19 protein-coding genes are annotated in these 21191 nt (G+C 70.8%); 10 read left to right on the top strand and 9 right to left on the bottom strand.

The window, feature by feature from the left end:
* Positions 1 to 12 precede the first annotated feature (12 nt).
* Positions 13 to 594 (top strand): DsrE/DsrF/DrsH-like family protein, encoded by a 582-nt coding sequence (locus K933_RS01105; RefSeq protein ID WP_023392824.1) that lies wholly within the window; start codon positions 13 to 15, stop codon positions 592 to 594.
* A 197-nt stretch (positions 595 to 791) separates the two neighbouring features.
* The gene (locus K933_RS01100) at positions 792 to 1727 is read left to right on the top strand and encodes an alpha/beta hydrolase (RefSeq protein WP_023392823.1); all 936 of its coding nucleotides are present in this window, start codon (positions 792 to 794) and stop codon (positions 1725 to 1727) included.
* A gap of 220 nt (positions 1728 to 1947) precedes the next feature.
* On the opposite strand, the gene K933_RS01095 is transcribed toward K933_RS01100, so the two are convergent.
* Positions 1948 to 2241 (bottom strand): winged helix-turn-helix domain-containing protein, encoded by a 294-nt coding sequence (locus tag K933_RS01095; protein ID WP_023392822.1) that lies wholly within the window; start codon positions 2239 to 2241, stop codon positions 1948 to 1950.
* Positions 2242 to 2606: 365 nt separating this feature from the next.
* Here K933_RS01095 and K933_RS01090 point away from each other — a divergent pair, with 365 nt between their 5' ends.
* Positions 2607 to 4529, top strand: coding sequence for a methyl-accepting chemotaxis protein (locus tag K933_RS01090; RefSeq protein WP_023392821.1), 1923 nt, complete (start codon positions 2607 to 2609; stop codon positions 4527 to 4529).
* Between the two features lie 86 nt (positions 4530 to 4615).
* On the opposite strand, the gene K933_RS01085 is transcribed toward K933_RS01090, so the two are convergent.
* Positions 4616 to 5623: an aldo/keto reductase gene (locus K933_RS01085; protein ID WP_023392820.1), complete on the bottom strand. Its 1008-nt coding sequence runs from the start codon at positions 5621 to 5623 to the stop codon at positions 4616 to 4618.
* 295 nt (positions 5624 to 5918) lie between these two features.
* Here K933_RS01085 and katG point away from each other — a divergent pair, with 295 nt between their 5' ends.
* Positions 5919 to 8093 carry a catalase/peroxidase HPI gene (katG, locus tag K933_RS01080; protein ID WP_049947427.1) on the top strand — a complete coding sequence of 725 codons (2175 nt, stop codon included), beginning with the start codon at positions 5919 to 5921 and terminating at the stop codon, positions 8091 to 8093.
* A gap of 170 nt (positions 8094 to 8263) precedes the next feature.
* Here katG and K933_RS01075 read toward each other — a convergent pair whose 3' ends face one another.
* The 3 genes from K933_RS01075 to K933_RS01065 all read right to left on the bottom strand — a co-directional run bounded on the left by K933_RS01075 (position 8264) and on the right by K933_RS01065 (position 10914).
* Entirely contained in the window at positions 8264 to 9076 is an 813-nt protein-coding gene (locus K933_RS01075; RefSeq protein ID WP_023392818.1) for a DUF6920 family protein, read from the bottom strand.
* Positions 9077 to 9273: 197 nt separating this feature from the next.
* Positions 9274 to 10233 carry a carbohydrate kinase family protein gene (locus K933_RS01070; protein ID WP_023392817.1) on the bottom strand — a complete coding sequence of 320 codons (960 nt, stop codon included), beginning with the start codon at positions 10231 to 10233 and terminating at the stop codon, positions 9274 to 9276.
* Positions 10234 to 10479: 246 nt separating this feature from the next.
* Entirely contained in the window at positions 10480 to 10914 is a 435-nt protein-coding gene (locus K933_RS01065; RefSeq protein WP_023392816.1) for a DUF488 family protein, N3 subclade, read from the bottom strand.
* A gap of 254 nt (positions 10915 to 11168) precedes the next feature.
* Between K933_RS01065 and K933_RS01060 the strand changes: the two genes are divergently transcribed.
* From K933_RS01060 to gdhB, 3 genes are all read left to right on the top strand, one after another.
* Positions 11169 to 14048: a bacterio-opsin activator domain-containing protein gene (locus K933_RS01060; RefSeq protein WP_023392815.1), complete on the top strand. Its 2880-nt coding sequence runs from the start codon at positions 11169 to 11171 to the stop codon at positions 14046 to 14048.
* 115 nt (positions 14049 to 14163) lie between these two features.
* The gene (locus tag K933_RS17710; RefSeq protein WP_152529718.1) at positions 14164 to 14307 is read left to right on the top strand and encodes a rubrerythrin-like domain-containing protein; all 144 of its coding nucleotides are present in this window, start codon (positions 14164 to 14166) and stop codon (positions 14305 to 14307) included.
* A 2-nt stretch (positions 14308 to 14309) separates the two neighbouring features.
* The gene (gene gdhB / locus K933_RS01055) at positions 14310 to 15605 is read left to right on the top strand and encodes a glutamate dehydrogenase GdhB (protein ID WP_023392814.1); all 1296 of its coding nucleotides are present in this window, start codon (positions 14310 to 14312) and stop codon (positions 15603 to 15605) included.
* A gap of 167 nt (positions 15606 to 15772) precedes the next feature.
* On the opposite strand, the gene K933_RS01050 is transcribed toward gdhB, so the two are convergent.
* From K933_RS01050 to K933_RS01035, 4 genes are all read right to left on the bottom strand, one after another.
* Positions 15773 to 16072, bottom strand: a complete 300-nt coding sequence (locus tag K933_RS01050; RefSeq protein WP_049947460.1) for a DUF7521 family protein — start codon at positions 16070 to 16072, stop codon at positions 15773 to 15775.
* The gene (locus K933_RS01045) at positions 16072 to 16392 is read right to left on the bottom strand and encodes a hypothetical protein (RefSeq protein ID WP_023392812.1); all 321 of its coding nucleotides are present in this window, start codon (positions 16390 to 16392) and stop codon (positions 16072 to 16074) included. Before K933_RS01045 ends, K933_RS01050 begins: the two co-directional genes overlap by 1 nt.
* A gap of 1 nt (position 16393) precedes the next feature.
* On the bottom strand, positions 16394 to 16738 hold the full coding sequence (locus tag K933_RS01040) for an ArsR/SmtB family transcription factor (RefSeq protein ID WP_023392811.1): 345 nt from the start codon (positions 16736 to 16738) through the stop codon (positions 16394 to 16396).
* A 612-nt stretch (positions 16739 to 17350) separates the two neighbouring features.
* Positions 17351 to 18052 carry a TOBE domain-containing protein gene (locus K933_RS01035; protein ID WP_023392810.1) on the bottom strand — a complete coding sequence of 234 codons (702 nt, stop codon included), beginning with the start codon at positions 18050 to 18052 and terminating at the stop codon, positions 17351 to 17353.
* Positions 18053 to 18117: 65 nt separating this feature from the next.
* On the opposite strand from K933_RS01035, the gene K933_RS01030 reads away from it, so the two are divergent.
* From K933_RS01030 to K933_RS01020, 3 genes are read left to right on the top strand one after another with little or no spacing between them, the layout of a single operon-like run.
* Positions 18118 to 19227: an extracellular solute-binding protein gene (locus tag K933_RS01030; protein ID WP_023392809.1), complete on the top strand. Its 1110-nt coding sequence runs from the start codon at positions 18118 to 18120 to the stop codon at positions 19225 to 19227.
* Complete coding sequence (locus K933_RS01025) at positions 19227 to 20042, top strand: molybdate ABC transporter permease subunit (RefSeq protein ID WP_023392808.1); 816 nt, start codon at positions 19227 to 19229, stop codon at positions 20040 to 20042. The genes K933_RS01030 and K933_RS01025 overlap by 1 nt, the downstream gene beginning before the upstream one ends.
* Positions 20039 to 21133, top strand: coding sequence for an ABC transporter ATP-binding protein (locus tag K933_RS01020; protein ID WP_023392807.1), 1095 nt, complete (start codon positions 20039 to 20041; stop codon positions 21131 to 21133). The genes K933_RS01025 and K933_RS01020 overlap by 4 nt, the downstream gene beginning before the upstream one ends.
* The last annotated feature ends 58 nt before the right edge of the window (positions 21134 to 21191 follow it).

Genomic DNA, 21191 nt, shown 5'->3' with positions numbered 1-21191 from the left:
ACCACACGACTCATGAGCACGGACTCATCCACATCGACGACCGACACCGCCTCCGAGACCGACGTCGCCGCGTTGGAATCGCGGATCGACGAACTGGAGTCGGAACTCGCCGAACTGCAGGGCGCGGACGACGGCCAGCCGAAGATGTCGCTCATCGCGACCAAGGGCACCCTCGACATGGCGTACCCGCCGTTGATCCTCGCGAGCACCGCGGCGGCGTTCGGGTACGAGGTGACCGTCTTCCACACGTTCTGGGGGCTCGACATCCTCCACGAGGAGCGCTCGAAGGAGCTCAAACTGAGTTCGGTCGGCAACCCGAACCTGCCGGTGCCGAACGCGGTCGGCGCGCTCCCGGGGATGGACCGCGTGACGACCCGGATGATGGAGCGGAAGATCGCGGACAACGACACCGCGACGGTCGAGGAGTTGATCGGGACGGCGCTCGACATGGGCGTGGAGTTCCAGGCGTGTCAGATGACGATCGACCTGCTCGGCTACGACGAGAGCGACTTCTACGACGGCGTCACCACCGGCGTCGGCGCCGCGACCGCGATCCAGGACATGGCCGACGCCGACGTCCAACTGCTGGTGTGACACCGGACGTGTGAGCGCGTCGCGGGCCGCTCGCCGCCTCGCTGGCGACGCTGCTCGTCGCGTCCGAGCGGTCCACGTTCGCGGTCGTCGGCGTCCGGGACTGCTCGCGCCGGTGCCGGTCCCGCGCGTCGCCGGCCGCCGACGGTCGCTCCCCCGGGACACAAGAGCTATCCATATCGCTCGACCAACCGGTCAGCGTGCACGCCGACCAGATCGACCCGCAGGCGCGGGCGGCGGTCGACCGCCAGGACCGCGTCCCGCTCCCGCACAGTCGCCGCGGGGTGAGGCTCCTCCGCTCGCTGACTCGGCCGATGATGTGGCTCCGGAACCGGAACCCGCCGAGCGTCGGCGCGACCGTCGACCGGGCGATACCCGGTCCCGCGGGCGACCTCGACGCGCGCCTCTACCTGCCGGACGCCGACCGCCCGGTGCCCACGGTCGTGTTCTTCCACGGGGGTGGGTTCGTCTTGGGGAGCGTCGAGACGCACGACCGGCTCTGCCGACACCTGACGCGGGAGAGCGGCTGCGGCGTCCTCTCGGTCGAGTACCGCCTCGCGCCCGAACACCCCTTCCCGGCCGCGGTCGAGGACGCGTACGCGGCCGTCGAGTGGGCGGCCGCGAACCCCGACGCCCTCGGGGGGACGGGGCGACTCGCGGTCGCCGGCGACTCCGCGGGCGGGACGCTCGCCGCGGTAGTCGCGCTGATGGCCGCCGAACGCGGCGGTCCCGAACTCGCCCACCAGGCGCTGTTGTACCCAGCCGTCGGCGTCGACCGCGACCAGCCGTCCGTCCGCGAACACGCGGGTATCGTCCTCGACGAGGCGGACCTCGACTTCTTCGACGACGCCTACTACCGGAACGACATCCACAGGCGCAACCCGTACGCCGACCCCGCGAACGCCTGCGACCTCTCGGGGGTCGCCCCCGCGACGGTCGTCACAGCCGGGTTCGATCCGCTCCGGGACGGCGGTCGGGCGTACGCCGAGCGACTCGTCCGCGACGGCGTCGACACCCGCTACGAGAACTACGAGGCCCTGGTCCACGGGTTCGCGACGCTCCGAAACGTCGACCGAGCGCGCGAGGCCGTCGCGGACGTCGCGGACGACCTCGCGGACTCGCTCGACGGGGGCTGACACGCCCCGAACCAGCCCCGTCGCCGCTCGTACCGTCGAGTTCCGCGCGACCGGGTGCGGCCGACGTGCTCGGCGTCGTTTAAGTAGTTCTGGTCACAACGGATAGATACGAAGGCAGGTCGCCCCGGCCGGGGGCGTCTCGTTCTCGGGGGTTCACGTGTTCGGAGCGCTCGGCTCGCTCCCGTTCGTCTCCCACCAGTCGGCGACTTCCGCGGGCCGCTCAGAAGATGTACTCGTCGTCGGGCCGCGGGAGTTCGCCGTGTTCGAAGTCACGGGTCCACGCGCCCGCCGTTCCCTCCACGAGCCCCTTGCTCCGCAGGTCGCGCAGGCGGTCGAGCACCGTCGCCTCGTCGAGGTGGAGGCGGGACGCTATCTCGCGTTCGGTGAACACGCCGAACCCCGAGAGTTCCTCCAGGACCGCGTCGCCGACCGACAGCGACGCGCCGACCGAGTGTTGGTCCCCCGCGGTCCCCGCTTCGAACTCCTCGTCCGCGTTCCAGTGGTTGTCGAGCACGACTGCTGCTTTTCGACGTGGGTAATAACCGTTCGCGCCGAAATCCCACGCCTGAGAGTCTACAGGGGCCTATCTAGACGTTACGAGGTACCCATCCGGTAGTCGGAGCCGCGGCCGGCCGGGTCGTGCGGAACCCGCCGTGGCGGCCGGTTCGACGCCGCTCGGCGGCGGCGGGCGCGTGTGGGCGTGGTGGTAGGGACGCGGCAACGACAGCCGCGGTATCGCCGGCGGAAACGGTAGCTCGTGCGGTCCGACGGGCCGGGACGGTCGCCTCGCGGCGACCGTCGCCGGGCGACGACCGTTCGAATATCCCCTTTGATTTTTTGAACGTTTATGCTATACGTTGGTAGGGGTTGTCGACGGGTATGACCCAGACAGACGGAGGACTCCCGGCGGCCGGGACGCCGACCGGGAGGTTGTCCGACCGGCTCAGGGAGGCCGTCCGGTACGTCCCGAGCGGCGACACGATCCCCGACGAGACGTGGGCGGGGCGCCACCGCCGCGTGCTGATCTCGCTGGTGGCGCACATCCCGCTCCTCCTCGCGTTGGGCCTGTACGAGGGGACGGAGTCGCTGGTGACGGGGGCGACGATCCCGGCGATACCGACGGTCACGGTCGTCGGCCAACTCGGGATCGTCGCGGCGCTGGCGGCCGGGGCGGCGTGGCCGCGGTTCGGCCGGCGCGTCCGGACCGCGCTCGCGTCGGTCGGGCTGATGACGACGTCGACGCTGCTCGTCCAGTTCTCTGGCGGGTTCATCGAGGCGCACTTCCACTTCTTCGTCGTGATGGCCGTGATCGCGGTGTACGAAGACTGGGTGCCGTTCGCGCTCGGGTTGGCGTACGTCGCCGGCGGACACATCGTCTTCGGACTGATCGACGCGACTCGGGTGTACAACCACCCGGCGGCGATCGAGAACCCGATGGTGTGGTCGGGGATCCACGCGGCGTTCGTGATCGTGTTGTGTGCCGCGTTGATGACCAACTGGACGTCGATCGAGAAGTCGCGCGAGCAGTCGCGGGCGCGACTCGACCAGGTCGCCGCCACGAAAGAGGAGATCAGCGACGTCGAGGAAGCGGTCGCGGAGGCCGACGCACGCCGCGAAGAGGTCGAACGGCTCAACGACCACCTCGAACGCAAGGCCGACGACTACAGCAGCGCGATGGGGCGGGCGGCCGACGGCGAACTGACGGTCCGGCTCGACCCCGAGAGCCGGAGCGAGGCGATGACGCAGATCGGCGGGGCGTTCAACGGGATGATGGACGAACTCGAATCCGCCATCGGCCGGGTCGACGCGGTCGCACGCGACGTCTCGCGCGCGAGCGACGAGACGGGCGACGGCGTCGCCGAGACCGAACGCGCCGCCGGCGAGGTCGCGGCGTCGGTCGAGGAGATATCCGCGGGCACCGACGAGCAGGTCGTCCACATCGACGAACTCACCGGCGAGATGTCGCAGCTGTCGGCGGCGATCGAGGAGGTGGCGAGCACGGCCGACGAGGTGGCAGCCCGCTCGGCCGAGGCGTCGACCCGGGGCGAACGCGGAGCGGCCATCGCGGACGAGGCGATCGAGGAGATGGAGACGATCGAGGCGACGACCGCCGAGGCCGCCCGGGTGGTCGAGAGCCTCGACGACGAGGTCGGCGAGATCGGCGAGATCGTCGAGGTGATCGACGAGATAGCCGAACAGACCAACACGCTCGCGTTGAACGCCACGATCGAGGCGGCCCGCGCGGGCGCCGAGGGCGAGGGGTTCGCGGTCGTCGCCGAGGAGGTGAAGGCGCTCGCCACGCGGACGCGCGAGGCGACCGCGCAGGTCGCGGGTCTCGTCGAGGAGGTTCAAGCGTCGACGGACGACGCGGTCGAGACCATCGAGGAGACCACGGCGCGCGTCGAGACCGGCGCGGAGACCATCGAGACCGGGCTGGGGACGTTCGGCGACGTGGTCGAGGCGGTCAACGAGGCGAACGAAGGGGTCCAGTCCATCTCGACGGCCGCCGACGACCAGGCCGAGAGCGCCGAGGAGGTGGTGGCGATGGCCGACGAGGTGGCGACGGTGAGCGAGGAGACCGCCTCGGAGGCGCAGACCGTCTCCGCCGCCGCCGAAGAGCAGTCCGCCTCGCTCAACCAGGTGAGCCGGGAGGTCGAACGGCTCTCCGACCGCGCGGGGGAACTCGAACGGCTCGCGAGCCAGTTCGAGACGGGTGACGACGCGACTCCCTCCGAGCGACACCCGTCACCGGAGGGGCAGGGGTCGGCCGTCGCGACCGACGGCGGGCCGGCGAGCGAGTGAGAGGGACGTAGCGGCCCGCGGGGCGGGCCGGCGGGAGGCCCGGTCCGCCGCTCGCCCGTGCGGTCCCGCGGTCCCGCGCCGTCCCGTCAGTGACCGGTTCGGTACAGTTCCCCGTTCTCGTCGTACCGCGCGTCGACGATCCGGTCGAACTGGTCGTCGGAGAGGTCGACGTCGACCGCGCCCATGTTCTCGTCCAACTGCTCGGTCGTCCGCGCGCCCACGATGGGGACGCACGTGAACTCCGACTGGTCGATCAGCCACCGGAGCGCGACTTGGGCGGGCGTGGCGTCTATCTCCTCGGCGACGGCGCGGATCTCGTCGAGCACGTGCCAGCCCCGCTCGGAGACGTAGAAGCGCTCGAACCGGTCGTCGAGCGTCGCGCGCGTGCCCTCGGGCGCGTCGAGGTCGTAGGTGCCGTCGCCGACGCGTTCGTACTTGCCGGTGAGAAAGCCCCCCGCGAGCGGCGAGTACGGACAGACCGCCAGGTCCTGGTCGGCACAGACGTCGAGGTACTCGGACACGTCCTCGTAGTAGGCGGCGTGAAAGAGCGGTTGGGTGACGCTGAACGCCTCGTAGTTGTTCACGTCGGCCTTCCAGATCCCCTTCGTGAGCTTCCAGGCGTCGGCGGTCGACAGCCCGACGTGGTGGACCTTCCCCTCGCTCACGAGGTCGTCGACCGCGCGCAGCGTCTGTTCGATCGGGGTGTCGTCGTCCCACCGGTGGAGGTAGAGCACGTCGAGGTAGTCGGTGCCGAGGCGGTCGAGCGACCCCTCGACTTCGGCGCGGACGTTCTTCTTCGAGAGGTTCTCCTGGAAGCGCGAGACGGTCGACCAGAAGCACTTCGAGGCGACGACGTACTCCTCGCGGTCGCGGTCCGCGAGCCAGTCGCCGATCCACGCCTCGCTCTTGCCGCCGCCGTAGCCGTTGGCGGTGTCGATGAAGTTACCGCCCGCGTCGGCGAACGCGTCGAGTAGCTCGTGCGCCTGCTCGCGGTCGGTCTCGACGACGCCGTCGGACTCCTGTCCGAAGCGCCACGTGCCGAAGCAGACGGGCGACACCTGCACACCGGTCGAACCGAGTCGTCGGTAGTCCACACGGATGGAGGCGGGCGGGAGTCAATAAGCGTTGAGTTGCGGTCCGTACGCGAGCGGTGACGGTCTCGACCCGGCGGGTGACGGCGGCGCCACCCGGCCGGTCCACGCGGCGGCCGGCTCGCTCCCCCCGCCGTCGGAGGCGGGCGACAACCGTCGAGGTGGTCCGGCCGCGACCCGTCGGTCGCGGACGCGCCTTCGGCGCCAAAGGTTCATAAATACGATAGACTCCTTGGCTCACAGCGAAGTATTACTACCGAATTAGACAATCTTAACACGCCAAAGCAACAATACCCGGGTGATGAAGACCAATGAGGATTGGTGGCCGAATCGGTTGAACCTAGAGATCCTCGACCACAACGCCCGCCCGGGCGACCCGATGGACGACGAGTTCAACTACGCCGAGAAGTTCGCGGACCTCGACCTCGACGAGGTGAAAGCCGACATCGAGGAGCTCCTGACCACCTCCCAGGAGTGGTGGCCGGCCGACTACGGCCACTACGGGCCGCTGATGATCCGGATGGCGTGGCACAGCGCCGGCACCTACCGGGTCGGCGACGGCCGCGGCGGCGCGAACCGCGCGGGACAGCGGTTCGCCCCGCTCAACAGCTGGCCCGACAACGCGAACCTCGACAAGGCTCGCCGGCTGCTCTGGCCGGTCAAGCAGAAGTACGGCCAGCAGCTCTCGTGGGCCGACCTGATCGTCCTGACGGGCAACGTCGCTCTGGAGTCGATGGGGTTCGAGACGTTCGGCTTCGGCGGCGGGCGCAGGGACGCCCACCGACCCCACGACGCGGTCGACTGGGGTCCCGAGGACAACATGGAGACCACCTCCCCCGAGCGGTTCGACGAGGAGGGGCACCTCGAGAACCCGTTCGGTAACTCCGTGATGGGGCTCATCTACGTCAACCCCGAGGGCCCGCACGGCGAGCCCGACCTGGAGGGGTCGGCGCACAACATCCGCGAGACGTTCAGCCAGATGGCGATGAACGACGAGGAGACCGTCGCGCTCATCGCCGGCGGCCACACGTTCGGGAAGGTCCACGGCGCGGACAACCCCGACGCGCTCGGTCCCGAGCCGGAGGCGGCCCCGATGGAGTCGATGGGGCTGGGCTGGGAGAGCGACTACGAGTCCGGCCGCGGGGCCGACACCATCACCGGCGGCATCGAGGGTCCCTGGAACAGCGCGCCGATCAAGTGGGACATGGGCTACATCGACAACCTGCTCGGCTCCGAGTGGGAGGCGCACAAGGGTCCCGGCGGCGCGTGGCAGTGGCGGCCCCTCGACGAGGAGCTCCACGAGAGCGTGCCGGACGCGCACGACGACTCGAAGAAGGTCGACCCGATGATGCTGACGACGGACGTCGCGCTCAAACACGACGAGGACTACCGCGAGGTCCTCGAGTCGTTCCGGGACGACCCCAGCAAGTTCCAGGAGGCGTTCGCGAAGGCCTGGTACAAGCTGATCCACCGCGACATGGGTCCGCCCAGCCGGCTCGTCGGCGAGGAGGTGCCCGACGAGGAGATGCTGTGGCAGGACCCGATCCCCGAGGCCGACTACGACCTGATCGACGACGAGGACGCCGAACAGCTCAAGGCCGAGGTCCTCGACTCCGACCTGACCGTCCCGCAGTTGGTCCGGGTCGCGTGGGGTGCGGCGTCGACGTACCGCGACAGCGACAAGCGCGGCGGCGCGAACGGCGCGCGGATCCGGCTCCGACCCCAGCGCGACTGGGAGGTGAACAACCCGGAGGAGCTGTCGACGGTGCTCGACACGCTCGAAGAGATCCGCGGGGAGTTCAACGACTCCCGCGACGACGGCACGCAGGTGTCGCTCGCCGACCTGGTCGTCCTCGGCGGCTACGCGGCCATCGAGCAGGCCGCGGCCGACGCGGGCCACGACGTGGAGATACCGTTCGAGCCGGGCCGGACCGATGCCTCACAAGAGCAGACCGACGTCGAGTCGTTCGAGGCGCTCAAACCCGAGGCCGACGGGTTCCGCAACTACTACTCCGAGGAGGCCGACGACCCCGCCGAGGAGATGCTGGTCGACCGGGCCGAACTGCTCAACCTGACGGTGCCCGAGATGACGGTGCTCGTCGGCGGCATGCGCTCGCTCGACGCCAACTACGACGGCTCCGACCTCGGCGTCTTCACCGACAGCCCGGGCACGCTCACCAACGACTTCTTCGAGACGCTGCTCGGCATGGACGTCGAGTGGGAACCCGTCGACGACGAGGAGTACGTGTTCGAGGCGCACGACCGCGAGACGGGGGACATCGTCCGGAAGGGGACGCGCGCCGACCTGGTGTTCGGGTCGAACTCCCGACTCCGGGCCGTCGCCGAGGTGTACGGCGCCGACGACGGCGAGGAGAAGTTCGTCGAGGACTTCGTCGCCGCCTGGCACAAGGTGATGACCCACGACCGGTTCGACCTCGACCACGAGGGTCGGGTGCCGCTCTCGAACCAGTAGTCGCGACCGCCGAGGCGGGGTAGCGAGCCCCGCCGGGCCCGGACCGTCGCTCCCGGGCGGACGGTGATGCCCGCGAGCGGTCGGGGCGCGCTCGATGTCGACCGAACGGCGTTTCTCGGAGGTCGGAGTCGAAGCCCGCGACCGGCGGGACCGGTCGGGAGCGCTCGATGTCAACCGAACGTAGCGTCTCGGAGTTCCGCCCGGAAGAAGGGGTCGTACGCGTTCGTCCCGACGTCCCACCCGACTTCGAGCCGCCAGGGGACGGTCAGCCCGTCGACGGTCCGTTCGGACTCGACGAACGCGCCGAACGGCCGCGGTTCGCCGGTGTCGCCGTCGACGCGTCTGGTCTCGACCGACCGGAGCGCGCCGTCGTCGCCGACGGTCAGCGTCAGCGGCTCGTCGGCCCACGGGAGTCGGACGCGCGCCCGTCGCTCGGAGACCGACTCCCAGTCGGCGCCCGCTTCCGGCAGCAGACTCGTCGGGAGCCAGACCGACTCGGCGAGGAACCGCCCGGCGGACGACCGGTCGACGGCCGGGCCGCGAGCGCGGACCACCGGCAGGAGGCCGTCGAGGGAGAACCGCTGTCCGCCGGTGCCGTCGACGTAGAAGTCGGCGCCCGACACCCACAGCCCCGGACCGAGGCGGACCGTGGGCTGCCAGACGAACCCCCGCCGGGCCGCGAGCACCTCCGTCGCCTCGAACGGCCGCCAGCGGGACCCGAGTCTGAACCGCCCGTCCATCGTCACCGCGACGCGGCGGGCCACCGCCGCCCCGGGTTCGACGGCGTGACGGAGGTACCGCCGCGCCGCCGGCGGGAGGTCGGCCACCGACTCCGGGTCGAACGTCGCACCCGCGGAGCGTTCCGCCTCCAGGGAGCGTCGACGGCCGCGGACGTCCCGCCGGTCACGAAGCCGGAGGGCGCCGAGTGCACCGCCGACGCCCGCGAGCACCGCGCCGATACGACGGAGACGACGGTCGGACATGGGATCGGTCGTCCTCTCGGCCGGTGAGCACGTGAATCGGTCGGTTCGACCGGGCGTCGGGTCGGCGGAGACGGACGGCGCGTCGGGGTGGACACGAGCGCGGCCACGGCCATCCCGCGCACTCGGCGTTCGGCAGCGAACCCGCCGACGAACGGGTGTCGGGGCGGTCGTCGACGGGGACGGACGGACCGGGCGACCTACGACCGCTCGCTCAAGAATCGGTCCACCTCCGCACGCGACGGCGGGTCCTCCATCGCGCCCCCCGTCGTCGTACTGAGCGCCGCCATCGCGTTCGCGGTGTCGAGCGTGGTCCCCAGCGGTAGCCCCTCGACGATGCCGCGTATCGTGCCGGCGACGAACGCGTCGCCCGCGCCCGTCGTGTCCACCGCGTCGACGCCGAACGCCGGGCGTTCCGCCGAGGCCGGCCCCCACGGGGAGCGCTCGTCGCAGTACGCGAACGCCCCGTCGCGACCGAGCGTCATCAGGACGGTGTGCGGGCCGCGCTCGCACGCGGCCTCGCACACCTCCCGTTTCGTCCCACCCGAGACCCCGAACCGTTCGAACTCCTCGACGGTGGCTTTGACGACGTCGGCGTGTTCGAGGACGTCGGCCGCCAGCGCCTCGAACTCCGCGGGGTCCCAGAGTTCGGGCCGGAAGTTCGGGTCGAAGTACAGCGTACACTCCCGCCGGCTCGCGCGTTCGACCAGGTCGAGGACCGCGCTCCGCGACGGGTCGCTCGCGAGGACGACCCCTCCGACGTAGACGCAGGTCACCCCGTCCAACACCTCGTCGGGGACGGCGCCCGTCCGCAGACGAGTGTCCGCGGTCCCCTCGCGGTAGAAGGTGAACGACCGGTCGGCGTCCGCGTCGTGTCCCACGAACGCCAGGCTGGTCGCGGCGTCGGCGTCGCGCGTGACGAACCGGTCGGGGACCCCGGCCGCCGAGAGCGTCTCGGCGAGGTACTCCCCGAACGGGTCGGTAGCCAGCCGCGTCCAGAACCACGGCGCGCGACCGAGCGCCGACAGCCGGACCGCGACGTTCGCCGGCGCCCCGCCCGGCCGGCGCGAGAACGATTCGACCGACTGCAGGTCGCCGCGGCTGTCCGGAATGAAGTCTACGAGCGTCTCCCCGACGACGAGTACGTCCGTCTCTGACATCGGCTGTGGGTCTCCGTTCGTGAGTCGCCGCGCCCGTCGGCGTCCGACCGACGGACGGTACGCTTCGGCGTGCTATCGGGTGCGCGGTGCCGCGAAGCATAACAGTACCGACGGCCGCGCCCGTTCGGGGTGCGCCGTCGGAACGAGCGGGTCCACTCCGGAGCGGTGAGCGTCGCCTACGAGGCCGGAGCGGCCGTCTTCATCCCGAGCCGCGGCGCGCACGGCTCGGTCGAAACCACGGGCGACTCACAGCCGGTCGCTCAGTATCTCGCGGAGGACCGTCCGGTGGGACCGCAGTCTCGCCGTCTCCGCCGAACACACCACGGCGAGTTCCTCTCCGGCCCGCAGTCGCTCGACGAGGCGTGTTACGGCGGCTTGTGCCTCCGACTCGCCGTCGACGTACGCGCGGTACCGACCGTCGACACCCTCCGCCTCCCAGGCGGCGTTGTGAGCACCCTCCGCGCACATCCCGCGCATCTTGAACTCCTCGCACCGTCGCTCGAACTCGTCGAGTACGGTCGCTGGCGGGGCGAGCGCCGGGTGGTTCTCGTCGACGGCCGAGAGCACGCCGCGCGACGGTCGCCGGACGGCTCCGACGAACGTCGTCCCGTCCGGAAGCCCGGTGAGGCCGCGCTGGATAGCCGTCACGTGTGTCTCGTGGAGCGGACAGTCCGACGCCATCCCTCTCACCTTCGGTCCCCACGGTAGTCAATCCCCCGTCGGTAGCCGGTCGGACGGACCCGCCGGACACGACCACCGGGATGGCGAACGGCGACAGCGGGAGCGGGCGCGGCCGACCGCACCCGCGGCCGGCGTCGAGTACGTCGAGGGCGACGGCTCCCGGTTCGATCGTAGTCGAGGGTCGATCGTGGTCGAGGGTCGAGGTCGTGCGGCCGTCGGTGCGTTGAACCGCTTCGAGGGAGTAGGCCCGACCAATGCACCCCGCGTCCAGCGCGCTCGATTCGGCGCGCGTGTTGCTCTCCGGGACGTCCGACTGGGTCGAGCGCTTCGCCGAGGTCCTCCGAACCCGCACGACCGCGTCGGTCCTGACCGTCCCTACCGTCGAGGAGACGCTCGAAACCGTCTCGACCGACGACGTCGACTGTCTCGTGGTCGACTACGAGTTCGACGAGTCGACCGGGATCGACCTCCTCCGTTCGGTCCGCGCCGAGACCGCGTCGCTCCCCGTCGTGATGTGTACGGCGGCCGGCAGCGAAGCGATCGCCAGCGAGGCGGTCGCCGCCGGCGTGACCGACTACGTCGCGCTCGACGGGCGGACCGACGAGTGGGGCGACGACCTCCTCGAACGGACGGAGCAGTGCGTTCGGTCGGCCCGGCGGACGGTCACCCAGCGGGACCGCGCGAGACAGTTCGACGCCATCTTCCACGACACCGAGACCGCGACGTGGGTTCTCGACCCGGACGGCTCGCTCGAACGGGCCAACCGGACCGCGCGCGCGGCGATCGACGCCGACATCGACTCCGTCGTCGGTCGCCCGTTCTGGTCGCTCCCGTGGTGGTCACGGGGCGCTCGAACCCGAGCCGACGTCCAGCGGACCGTCGAGCGGGCGTCGTCGGGAGCGGTGGGAAACACGGAGGTGTCGGTCCCGGCCGGAGACGGGACGACCCGGACGCTCGATCTCTCGGCCCGGCCCGTCGAGGACGAACGGGGCGAACTCGTCTCGATCATCGTCGAGGGGGTCGACATCACCGAACGGGTCGAACTCGAACGCGACCTCCGCCGGTCCGAGGAACTCCACCGGGTCACGCTCAACAACATGACCGACACGGTGCTCATCACGAACGAGTCCCGCGAGTACACGTACGTCTGTCCGAACGTCCACTTCGTCTTCGGGTACGATGCGGAGGAGATCTACGAGCAGGGGACGATAGACGCGTTGCTCGGCGATGACCTCTTCGACCGCGAGGAACTCGCCGAGGAGGGGGTGCTCAAGAACATCGAGTGTACGGCCACGGACAAAGCCGGACGGGAACACAGGCTGCTGGTCAACGTGAGGGAGGTGTCGATCCAGGGCGGGACGCTCCTCTACAGTTGTCGCGACATCACGAAACGGAAACAGCGCGAGGACGCACTCGCGACGCTCCACGAGACCACGCGGGACTTCCTCTACGCGGGGACACACCGGGAGATCGCACAGCACATCGTCGACGACACGCCGAGCGTCCTCGATCTCGACGCCAGCATGGTCTACCTCTTCGACGCCGAGGAGAACCAACTCCGTCCGATCGCGTGGTCGTCGAGCATGGAGGAGTTGAACGGTCCGTTCCCGACCGTCCACGCCGACGGGAAGGGGGTGACGAGTCACAGTTTCGTCGAGGACGAACCGCTCTTCTTCGACGACGTCCACGACGCCGAGGAGTTCACGAACCGGGCGACCGAGATCCGGAGCGCGGCGGTCATCCCGCTCGGCGACCACGGGGTGTACGTCGTCGGGTCGCCCGAAGTCGGGGTCTTCGACGAGGTGAGGCGGGAACTCGCCGACCTGCTCGCAGCGACCGCGGAGGCGGCGTTGGACCGCGTTACGCGGGAGACACAGCTCCGCGAACAGGACCGGGAGCTCCAGCGGCAGAACGCGCAGCTGACGGCGCTCAATCGCATCAACGAGACGATCCGCGAGATCGACCAGGCGATCGTCCGAGCGGAGACGCGCGAGGAGATCGACCACACGGTCTGTGAACTCCTGACCGCCGACGACCGATTCGGCTTCGCGTGGATCGGGAGGGCCGACCCGCTGACCGAGACGGTCGACCCGACGGCGTGGGCGGGCGCCGAACGGGGGTATCTGGACAGCCTCACCTTCCCGGTCGGCGGGGCCGAGACGGAACCGACCGGGCGGACCGCGTCGACCCGCGAGGCGACCACGGTCACGAACGTCGCCGCCCGACTCCGAGCGGAACCGTGGCGGAAGGAGGCGCTCGCGCGCGACTACCTCTCGGTCCTGAGTATCCCACTCGTGTACAACGACCTCACCTACGGCGTCCTCTCCGTCTACGCGGAGACGCAGGACGCGTTCGACGAGACGTCGCGGGAGGTGTTGGTCGAACTCGGCGAGACGATCGCCTCGGCGATCAGCGCGATCGAGCGGAAGAACGCGTTGCTCACCACGTCGATGACGCGACTGGAGTTCGACGTGGACGACCCGTCGTTCGTGCTTGCGCGTCTCGCGCGAGAGGCGGACTGCTCGCTGTCGTACGACGGGGGCGTCCAACAGACGAGCGAGGGCGCGTACGTGTTCGTCACCGTCGAGGAGGGGACGGTCGAGGCGGTCGAAGCGGCCGCAGGAGACCTGGTCGCGGTCGACGGCGTCCACCGGATCACCGCCGACGGAACCGGCGGTGTCGTTCGGCTCCGACTCTCACAACCGTTTCTCGCCCTCGAACTGGCCGACCACGGCGCCGTCCTCCGAACCGCGACGGCGGATCCCGACGGGACGACGCTCGTCGTCGACATCCCCGAGAGCGTCGACGTCCGTCACATCACCGGCCTCGTCGGGGAGACGTTCACGCGCGTGGAACTCCGGTCGAAGCAGACCTTCGATCGGGCCTCCGAGTCCACCCTCTACTCGCGCTTCTTCGAGGAGTTGACCGACCGACAGCTCGAAGTGGTCCAGACGGCCTACTACAGCGGGTTCTTCGAATCACCCCGCGACAGCACCGGCGAGGAGGTGGCCGAGACGCTCGGTATCTCCCCGCCCGCCTTCCACAAACACGTCAGAACCGTCCAGCGAAAACTGTTCTCGACGCTGTTCGACGAGGGCGGTCGGCCCACGGCCCCGCAGCCGACCGCCGGTTAAAGAATTAACCCCCCGATCGAGATCGGGTTGGTATTTTAACCAGCGTCTACACCTGACTCGACCCGCTACCCACTCACAGAGTGCTCCGGTGGCCGAGGGCGCTCGTCATCCAACTATGAGAGACCTGACCACGGACCTAGAGGAGGAGAGCCCGTACGAGTGTTTCGAGTGTGGGAACATCACGGTCGCCGAAGAACACCCCGGGAGTTGTCCGGACTGCGGGGGAGCGATGCGCAACCGACGGACACCACTGGAGTAACCATGACCTCGCAATCGACTACCCACGACGGAGCCGACGAGACGACCGGATCGACCGAACCCGAGTCGGCGCTCGAGACGGCGCGGCGGCAGCTCCGTCACGCCGCCGACCATCTCGACATCGACGACCAGATCGTCACGCGTCTGAAACACCCCAAGAAGGTACACGAGGTCGCGGTTCCGATCGAACGCGACGACGGCTCGGTCGAGGTGTTCACCGGCTATCGAGCCCAACACGACAGCGTTCGCGGGCCGCACAAGGGGGGACTCCGCTACCACCCGGAGGTCACCCGAGACGAGTGTGTCGGCCTCGGGATGTGGATGACCTGGAAGTGTGCGGTCATGGACCTCCCCTTCGGCGGAGCGAAAGGCGGCATCGCGGTCAACCCGAAGGAACTGAGCGAGGGGGAGACGGAACGGCTCACCCGTCGGTTCACCCAGGAACTCCGCAACGCCATCGGGCCGAAACAGGACATCCCCGCACCCGACATGGGGACGGACTCGCAGACGATGGCGTGGTTGATGGACGCCTACTCGATGCAGGAGGGGGAAACCGTCCCCGGCGTCGTCACGGGCAAGCCGCCCGTCGTCGGCGGGAGCGAGGGGCGCGCGGAGGCACCCGGTCGGAGCGTCGCGATCGTGACGGAACTCGTCTGTGAGTACTACGACCGGCCGCTCGACGACACCACGATCGCCGTCCAGGGGTACGGAAGCGTCGGCGCGAACGCGGCTCGCCTCCTCGACGGGTGGGGGGCGACGGTCGTCGCGATCAGCGACGTGAACGGCGCGATGTACGACCCGGACGGGATCGACACCGCGTCCGTCCCCTCCCACGAGGAGGAACCCGAGGCGGTCACGACGTACGCCGAGACGACCATCTCGAACGAGGAACTGCTGACGCTCGACGTGGACGTGGTGATCCCCGCCGCACTGGGCAACGTGATCACCGAAGCGAACGCGAATCGGATCGCCGCCGACATCGTGGTCGAGGGGTCGAACGGTCCGACCACGTCGACGGCCGACGCGATCCTCGCGGAGCGGGAGATACCGGTCGTCCCCGACATCCTCGCGAACGCCGGCGGCGTGACGGTCAGCTACTTCGAGTGGCTCCAGGACATCAACCGGCGGTCGTGGTCGCTCGAACGGGTCAACGACGAACTCGAAACCGAGATGCGCGCCGCGTGGAGCGCGGTCCGACGCGAGTTCGAGCGTCGCGACGTCACGTGGCGCGATGCGGCGTACATCGTCGCGCTCTCGCGAGTGGCCGAGGCCCACGACGCGCGTGGGTTGTGGCCGTAGCGGTCGGACCACTCGCCGCCCGGGCGGGTTCGACGCACGTCGACGCCGACGCCTCCCGCCGGGCGGGTCGACCGCCGTTCGACGTACCGCCACGCTTCGCCGAGCGCCTCGACGGGTCGTCCGCGGCGGCCACCGGAGGAGCGCGCCCGGGTCCGTTGCCGGGCGACTCAGTCCCGGAGGAGCGCGACCAGGACGGCACAGAGGCCGGCGACGGTCACCAGTCCGCGGGCCACCAGGACGACGCCCGCCCCGGCACCGGCCTCGGCGGCGACCGAGACCGCGAGGAACGACCCCGCGGTGACCAGCCCGATGCCGACCGCGAGCCAGCGCATCCGCGGCGCGTCGTTCCGCCGGAACCCGCGGTAGGCGAGCGCCGAGACGAACAGTCCGACGACGGCCGTGAGCGCCCGGGTCCCCCACGCGACCGCGTCGGGCGAGAGGAGGCCGACCGGCGGGACGGGCGGGATCACGGCTCGCCACCTCCGTAGACCGCCCAGAGGACGGTTCCCAGCCCCAGAAGCTCGAACCCGCTGACCAGAATCGACCGCTTGGCGGTCCCAACCCCCGTGAGGGTCGGCAGGCCGATCCGCAAGAGCTCCGGCACCGTCGTGAGCAAGAGGAGTCCGGCGGCGAGATACAGTATCCCGGCGCGGCCCGGTCCCCGGCGATAGCCGCGGACGAGCACCGCCGCGACCGCGATCGAGAGCGCGACCGACAGCGCCGAGAGCGCGACCGCGGCGGACGCCACCAGCGGGTCGGCCGCCGCCGACTGGAGCGGGGCGTCCATCTCAGGACAGCCCCTCGAACAGGTCGGTGAACCGGTCGGCCGGGTCCGTCGACCGGGTGACGGACACCTCGTACGACCCGTCGACGAACGCGACGGTCACCTCGTCGACGGTCGCGACGTACCGCTTGTAGTGGTGGCCGTCGGGGTCGGGTACCCGCTGTTCGGCGACGAGGTCGGCCGCCCGGAGGCGTTCGAGCCGGCGGTACGCCGTCGGGTCGGACATCTCGGTCTCACAGGCCGCGCGGAGTTCGGAGACGGACATCGGTTCGGTGGTGAGTTCGGCGAGGATGGCCCGCGCGTACTCGTCGTCGAGCAACGCGAGGAGTTCGTCGTCACCCTCGTCCATACCCATCGAGGGGCGCTGGGGGAGTAAAAAGCACCCCGCGACTTCCGAGTCGGAAGCCGCGCCGGGAAGACGAGCGTGAGGGGCGCGACGACCCGTCCGCCGGCCGGCGTCTACCGTCGGCTCGTTTTGATACGTCAAGTGACCGAACGGTCGAACGGTAACGTATCGTTCACGAACCGCGGGGAGCGGAGGCGACCGGGCCGCCGAACCGTCGGTACCGCCGGAGGCGGCCCGTCGTCGGCGAACTGGCCCGATTTCGGCCGCGGCGAGGTGAGCACCCCGAACGACCCCGGCCCGCGAACGACGCGAGCGACGACGCTCGGGCCGCCACCTCCGGACGGCCCGAGCACCGTCCGAACCACCGCTCGACCGCGAATCCGCGTCTCGTGTCGTCGTCCGTCGGTGGTGGGGAGCCCGGTAGTCGGGGATCGATCTACCGGGAGACAAATCGGATAGAATTACTGAACGCTCGGGTGTCATCTTCGCATCTCCGAACTCGACCGTTCGTGACGACCCCCCAGCGTGCGGAGCGGAGGACGAGCGGAGCGAAAACGAGAAGTCGAGCGGAGCGGAGTTCCGCGGGCTACCGGGATAGCCGACGCGAGGAGGGGACTACTCGTCGCTCGGTGACTCGACCGGGTACGCCCGCGTCGCGGTCGCTTTGAACGACGCCGCGACGGGCGCACCCGGCGCGAGATCGAGCGTCTCGACGCTCGTCCGCGTCACGAGGACGGTCAGGTCGGGGTCGGCGCCGACGTCGAGGACGACGCGAGCGACGGCGTCGCCCGCGACCACCTCCCGAACCTCGCCGCGGAACCGGTTCCGGGCGCTCGTCTCCGTCTCGGGGACGCCGCCGGCCGGGTGGAGCGTGATGGCGTCCGCGCGGACCGCGAGCCGAACCGCCGAGGCCGTCGGGGGGACGACGGCGCGTACGGGTCCGGCGTCCGTCTCGACCGTCCCGAGTTCCCCCTCGGTGTCGACCACGGTCCCCCGGAGCACCGTCTCCTCGACCTGCGTCACGCCGGCGAACTCGGCTTCCAGCCGGGCGAACTCGCCGAGGAGTCGGTCGGCGGCGGCGGTCAGCGAGCTACCGCCGCCGTCCGCGCCCCCGCGCGTGCGGTCGACCAGCCGGCCGAACGCCTCTTCGAGTTCGACGACGCGCCGCTGGGACCGGGAGTACGACCGGCCCAGCGCCTCCGCCGCCGCGTTGAGCGACCCGTGTTCGTCGACCGCCCGGAGCAACTCCGCGTCGCGCGCGCCGAACCGCACCCCGTCCCGCTCCAGCCGCGCGTCGAAGCCCGCGTCGAGGTCCATACGAACCCCTCTCGGCGCACGACCAAAGCGGTTATGCCGGGCGGGAAACAACGGTGGTTGTATCCATGGCGACACAACGACGCGGGTCGGCCGGCCCGTCGCGCCGGGGGTTCCTGCGGGCCGTCGGCGCCGCCGGCGTCGCGGGCGTCGCCGGCTGTAGCGGCGGCGCGGCGAGCGGGGACGGGGGGCGGGTGTCCGAGTCGGGGACGGCGACCGACGGCGCCCGGACGGGGGTCGCGACGACCGACCGGGGCGGGTCGGCGCCGGTCAGCGTCCTCGCGGCGGGCAGCCTCCAGAACGCGCTGACGAACGGACTCGTCCCCGCCGTCGACGCGCCGGTTCGCGTCGAGACCCACGGCTCGGCGACGGTCGCGCGGATGGTCCAGGAGGGGCAGCGCGACCCCGACATCGTCGCCGTCGCCGACACCTCGCTGTTCGAGGGACCGCTCTCGCCGCCGTGGTACTCGGTGTTCACCAGCAACTCGGTCGTCGTCGCGTACAACCCCGATACCGAGGGGGGTCGGCGGCTGGCCGAGGCCGACCGCTGGTACGAACCGCTGGTCGAGGGGGCGGTCGGGCTCGGCCGCACCGACCCCGACCAGGACCCGTTGGGCTACCGCACGCTGTTCGCGCTCGACCTCGCCTCCCGGTACTACGACGACGCGCCCGACCTGCGGGAAGCCGTACTCGACCGGGACCAGATCTACCCCGAGACGGCGCTGGTCAGCCAGTTCGAGACCGGGTCGGTCGACGCGGCGGTCGCCTACCGCAACATGGCGGTCGAACGCGGCTACGAGTACGTCGACCTGCCCGACCGGGTCGACCTGAGCGACCCGCGGTACGCCGACGACTGGTACTCGACCGTCTCGTACACGCTGCCGAGCGGGCAGACGGTCCGGGGCGGGGTGATAAGCTACGGGGCGACGGTGCGTCACGCGAGTGACGCCGCGCGCTCGGTGTTCGACGCGCTCACGACCGGCGACTACCTCGCCGAACACGGCTTCCTCCCCCGCGAGGCGTTCCCCGCCTACGAGGGCGACGTCCCCGACCGGGTCGTCCGGGTGGCCGGCGGAGCCGGCGCGGACCGGTCGAGCACGTCCCGGTCGAACGGAAGCCGTCCCGACGGGTCGGCGGACCCGCCGTCGGCGGTGTCGGACGCCGCACAGTCGGGCTGATGGCGACGCGACCGAACGCGGCGACGCCGTCGCTCGAACTCGACTGGGGGAGCGTCGCGCTCGCGCTCGGGGGAGTGTTACTCCTGTACTACCTCGCGCCGGTCGTCTCGCTGTTTCTCGCGGTTCCGCCGGGCGACGTGCTCACCAGGCTGAGCGACCCGACGGTCGTCGACGCGGCGACCACCTCGCTGCTGTCGGCGTCGGCCACCACGGTCGTCTCGACGGCGTTCGGTCTCCCGTTGGCCTACTGGCTCGCGCGCACCGAGGGACTCCGGGCGAGGCTGGTGCTCGCCGTCGTCGTCCTCCCGCTGGTGCTCCCGCCGACGGTCGGCGGTATCGTCCTCCTGACCGTGTTCGGTCCCGGCGCGCCCGTCGGCGCGGCCGCGGACGCCGCGGGCGTCCCGCTCACCCGGTCGTTCGCCGGGGTGGTGCTCGCACAGACGTTCGTCGCCTCGCCGTTCGTCGTCGTGACCGCGAAGGCGGCGTTCGAGGGCGTCGACCGACGGCTCGAACACGCCTCCCGCTCGCTGGGGAAGAGCCGGTGGGCGACCGCCCGTCGCGTCACGCTACCGCTCGCGGGGCCGGGCATCCTCGCGGGGGTGACGCTCGCGTTCGCGCGCGCGATGGGCGAGTTCGGCGCGACGATGATGGTGGCGTACTACCCGCGGACGATGCCGGTCCAGATCTGGGTGGCGTTCCAGGCGCTCGGCCTCGACAGCGCGTACCCCGTGGCGATACTGCTGGTGGTCGTCGCCGTCGGAGCGCTCGCGGTGCTCGACGTCGTCGCCTCGAACCCCTGGGGGCGGGAGACGTGAGACTCGACGTCTCCGGGCTGCGGAAGGCGTACGCGGGGTTCGAGTTCGGCCCCGTCGATCTGACGGTCGACGACGAGGTGCTCGCGGTCCTCGGGCCGTCGGGGAGCGGCAAGACGACGCTGCTGTCGCTCGTCGCGGGTATCGCCGTCCCCGACGCGGGGTCGGTCACCCTCGGCGGGCGGGAACTGGTCGGGCGGCCGCCCGAACAGCGGCGGGTGGGGCTGGTCTTCCAGGAGGGGGCGCTGTTCCCCCACATGACCGCCCGCAAGAACGTCGCGTACGCGGCCGACGACGACGACCGGGTGGCCGACCTCGCGGAACTGCTCGAACTCGACGACGCGCTCGACCGGCGCCCGGCGGCGCTGTCGGGGGGCGAGCGCCAGCGGGTCGCGCTCGCGCGGACGCTGGCGGCCGACCCCGACGCCCTGCTGCTCGACGAACCGCTGTCGAGCCTCGACGCCCCGATCCGGACGCGGCTCCGCGATGACCTCCACGACCTGTTCGCGTCGCTCGACGTGCCGGTGGTCTGCGTCACGCACGACCGGCGGACCGCGACCGCACTCGGCGCCCGACTCGCCGTCGTCCGCGACGGCGGCGTCGAACAGGTGGGCGAGCCGTCGGCGGTGATCGACCGACCCGCCACCGAGTTCGTCGCGCGCTTCACCGGCACCGAGAACCTCCTCGCGGGCACCGTCACCCGACGGGACGGCGACGGCGTGCGGGTCCGCGTCGCCGACCTCTCCCTCCGGGCGACGGCGTCGGTCGAACCCGGGACGGCCGTCACCGTCTGCGTCCACCCCTCGCGGGTGGAACTCGACGCCCCCGACGCGGCCGACCCGTCCGACGCCCCCGACGCGGGGGAGAGTAACGCGGTCGTCGGCACGGTCGTCCGGTGGCTGAACGAGGGGAGCGAGTACCGGGTCGAGGTGGAACTCGACGACGGGTCGCTCGGGCTCACCGCGGCGGTCCGCCCGCCGACGTTCGACCGACTGGCGGTCGACGCCGGCTCCGAACTCCGAGTGGTGATCCCGCCGGAGTCGATCCACTTGCTCGCCGACGACACCCCGGCATCGATGGACCCGTCCGCGTAGCTGCCGGTCCGCATCCGCCGTCCGCCAGCGACGGTTCGGTCGGCGACGGCGCGGGCGC

Source organism: Candidatus Halobonum tyrrellensis G22 (assembly GCF_000495475.1).
Classification (GTDB): domain Archaea; phylum Halobacteriota; class Halobacteria; order Halobacteriales; family Haloferacaceae; genus Halobonum; species Halobonum tyrrellense.
Note: the sequence above shows the minus strand (reverse complement) of the source record. Positions and strands in the feature narration are given on the sequence as shown.

Bases quoted from the DNA above. Each gene is read 5' to 3' on its own strand.
- K933_RS01105 (WP_023392824.1), top strand. From the start codon at position 13: ATGAGCACGGACTCATCCACATCGACGACCGACACCGCCTCCGAGACC.
- K933_RS01090 (WP_023392821.1), top strand. From the start codon at position 2,607: ATGACCCAGACAGACGGAGGACTCCCGGCGGCCGGGACGCCGACCGGG.
- K933_RS01075 (WP_023392818.1), bottom strand. From the start codon at position 9,076: ATGTCCGACCGTCGTCTCCGTCGTATCGGCGCGGTGCTCGCGGGCGTC.
- K933_RS01070 (WP_023392817.1), bottom strand. From the start codon at position 10,233: ATGTCAGAGACGGACGTACTCGTCGTCGGGGAGACGCTCGTAGACTTC.
- K933_RS01065 (WP_023392816.1), bottom strand. From the start codon at position 10,914: ATGGCGTCGGACTGTCCGCTCCACGAGACACACGTGACGGCTATCCAG.
- K933_RS01060 (WP_023392815.1), top strand. From the start codon at position 11,169: ATGCACCCCGCGTCCAGCGCGCTCGATTCGGCGCGCGTGTTGCTCTCC.
- K933_RS17710 (WP_152529718.1), top strand. From the start codon at position 14,164: ATGAGAGACCTGACCACGGACCTAGAGGAGGAGAGCCCGTACGAGTGT.
- gdhB (WP_023392814.1), top strand. From the start codon at position 14,310: ATGACCTCGCAATCGACTACCCACGACGGAGCCGACGAGACGACCGGA.
- K933_RS01045 (WP_023392812.1), bottom strand. From the start codon at position 16,392: ATGGACGCCCCGCTCCAGTCGGCGGCGGCCGACCCGCTGGTGGCGTCC.
- K933_RS01040 (WP_023392811.1), bottom strand. From the start codon at position 16,738: ATGGACGAGGGTGACGACGAACTCCTCGCGTTGCTCGACGACGAGTAC.
- K933_RS01035 (WP_023392810.1), bottom strand. From the start codon at position 18,052: ATGGACCTCGACGCGGGCTTCGACGCGCGGCTGGAGCGGGACGGGGTG.
- K933_RS01030 (WP_023392809.1), top strand. From the start codon at position 18,118: ATGGCGACACAACGACGCGGGTCGGCCGGCCCGTCGCGCCGGGGGTTC.
- K933_RS01025 (WP_023392808.1), top strand. From the start codon at position 19,227: ATGGCGACGCGACCGAACGCGGCGACGCCGTCGCTCGAACTCGACTGG.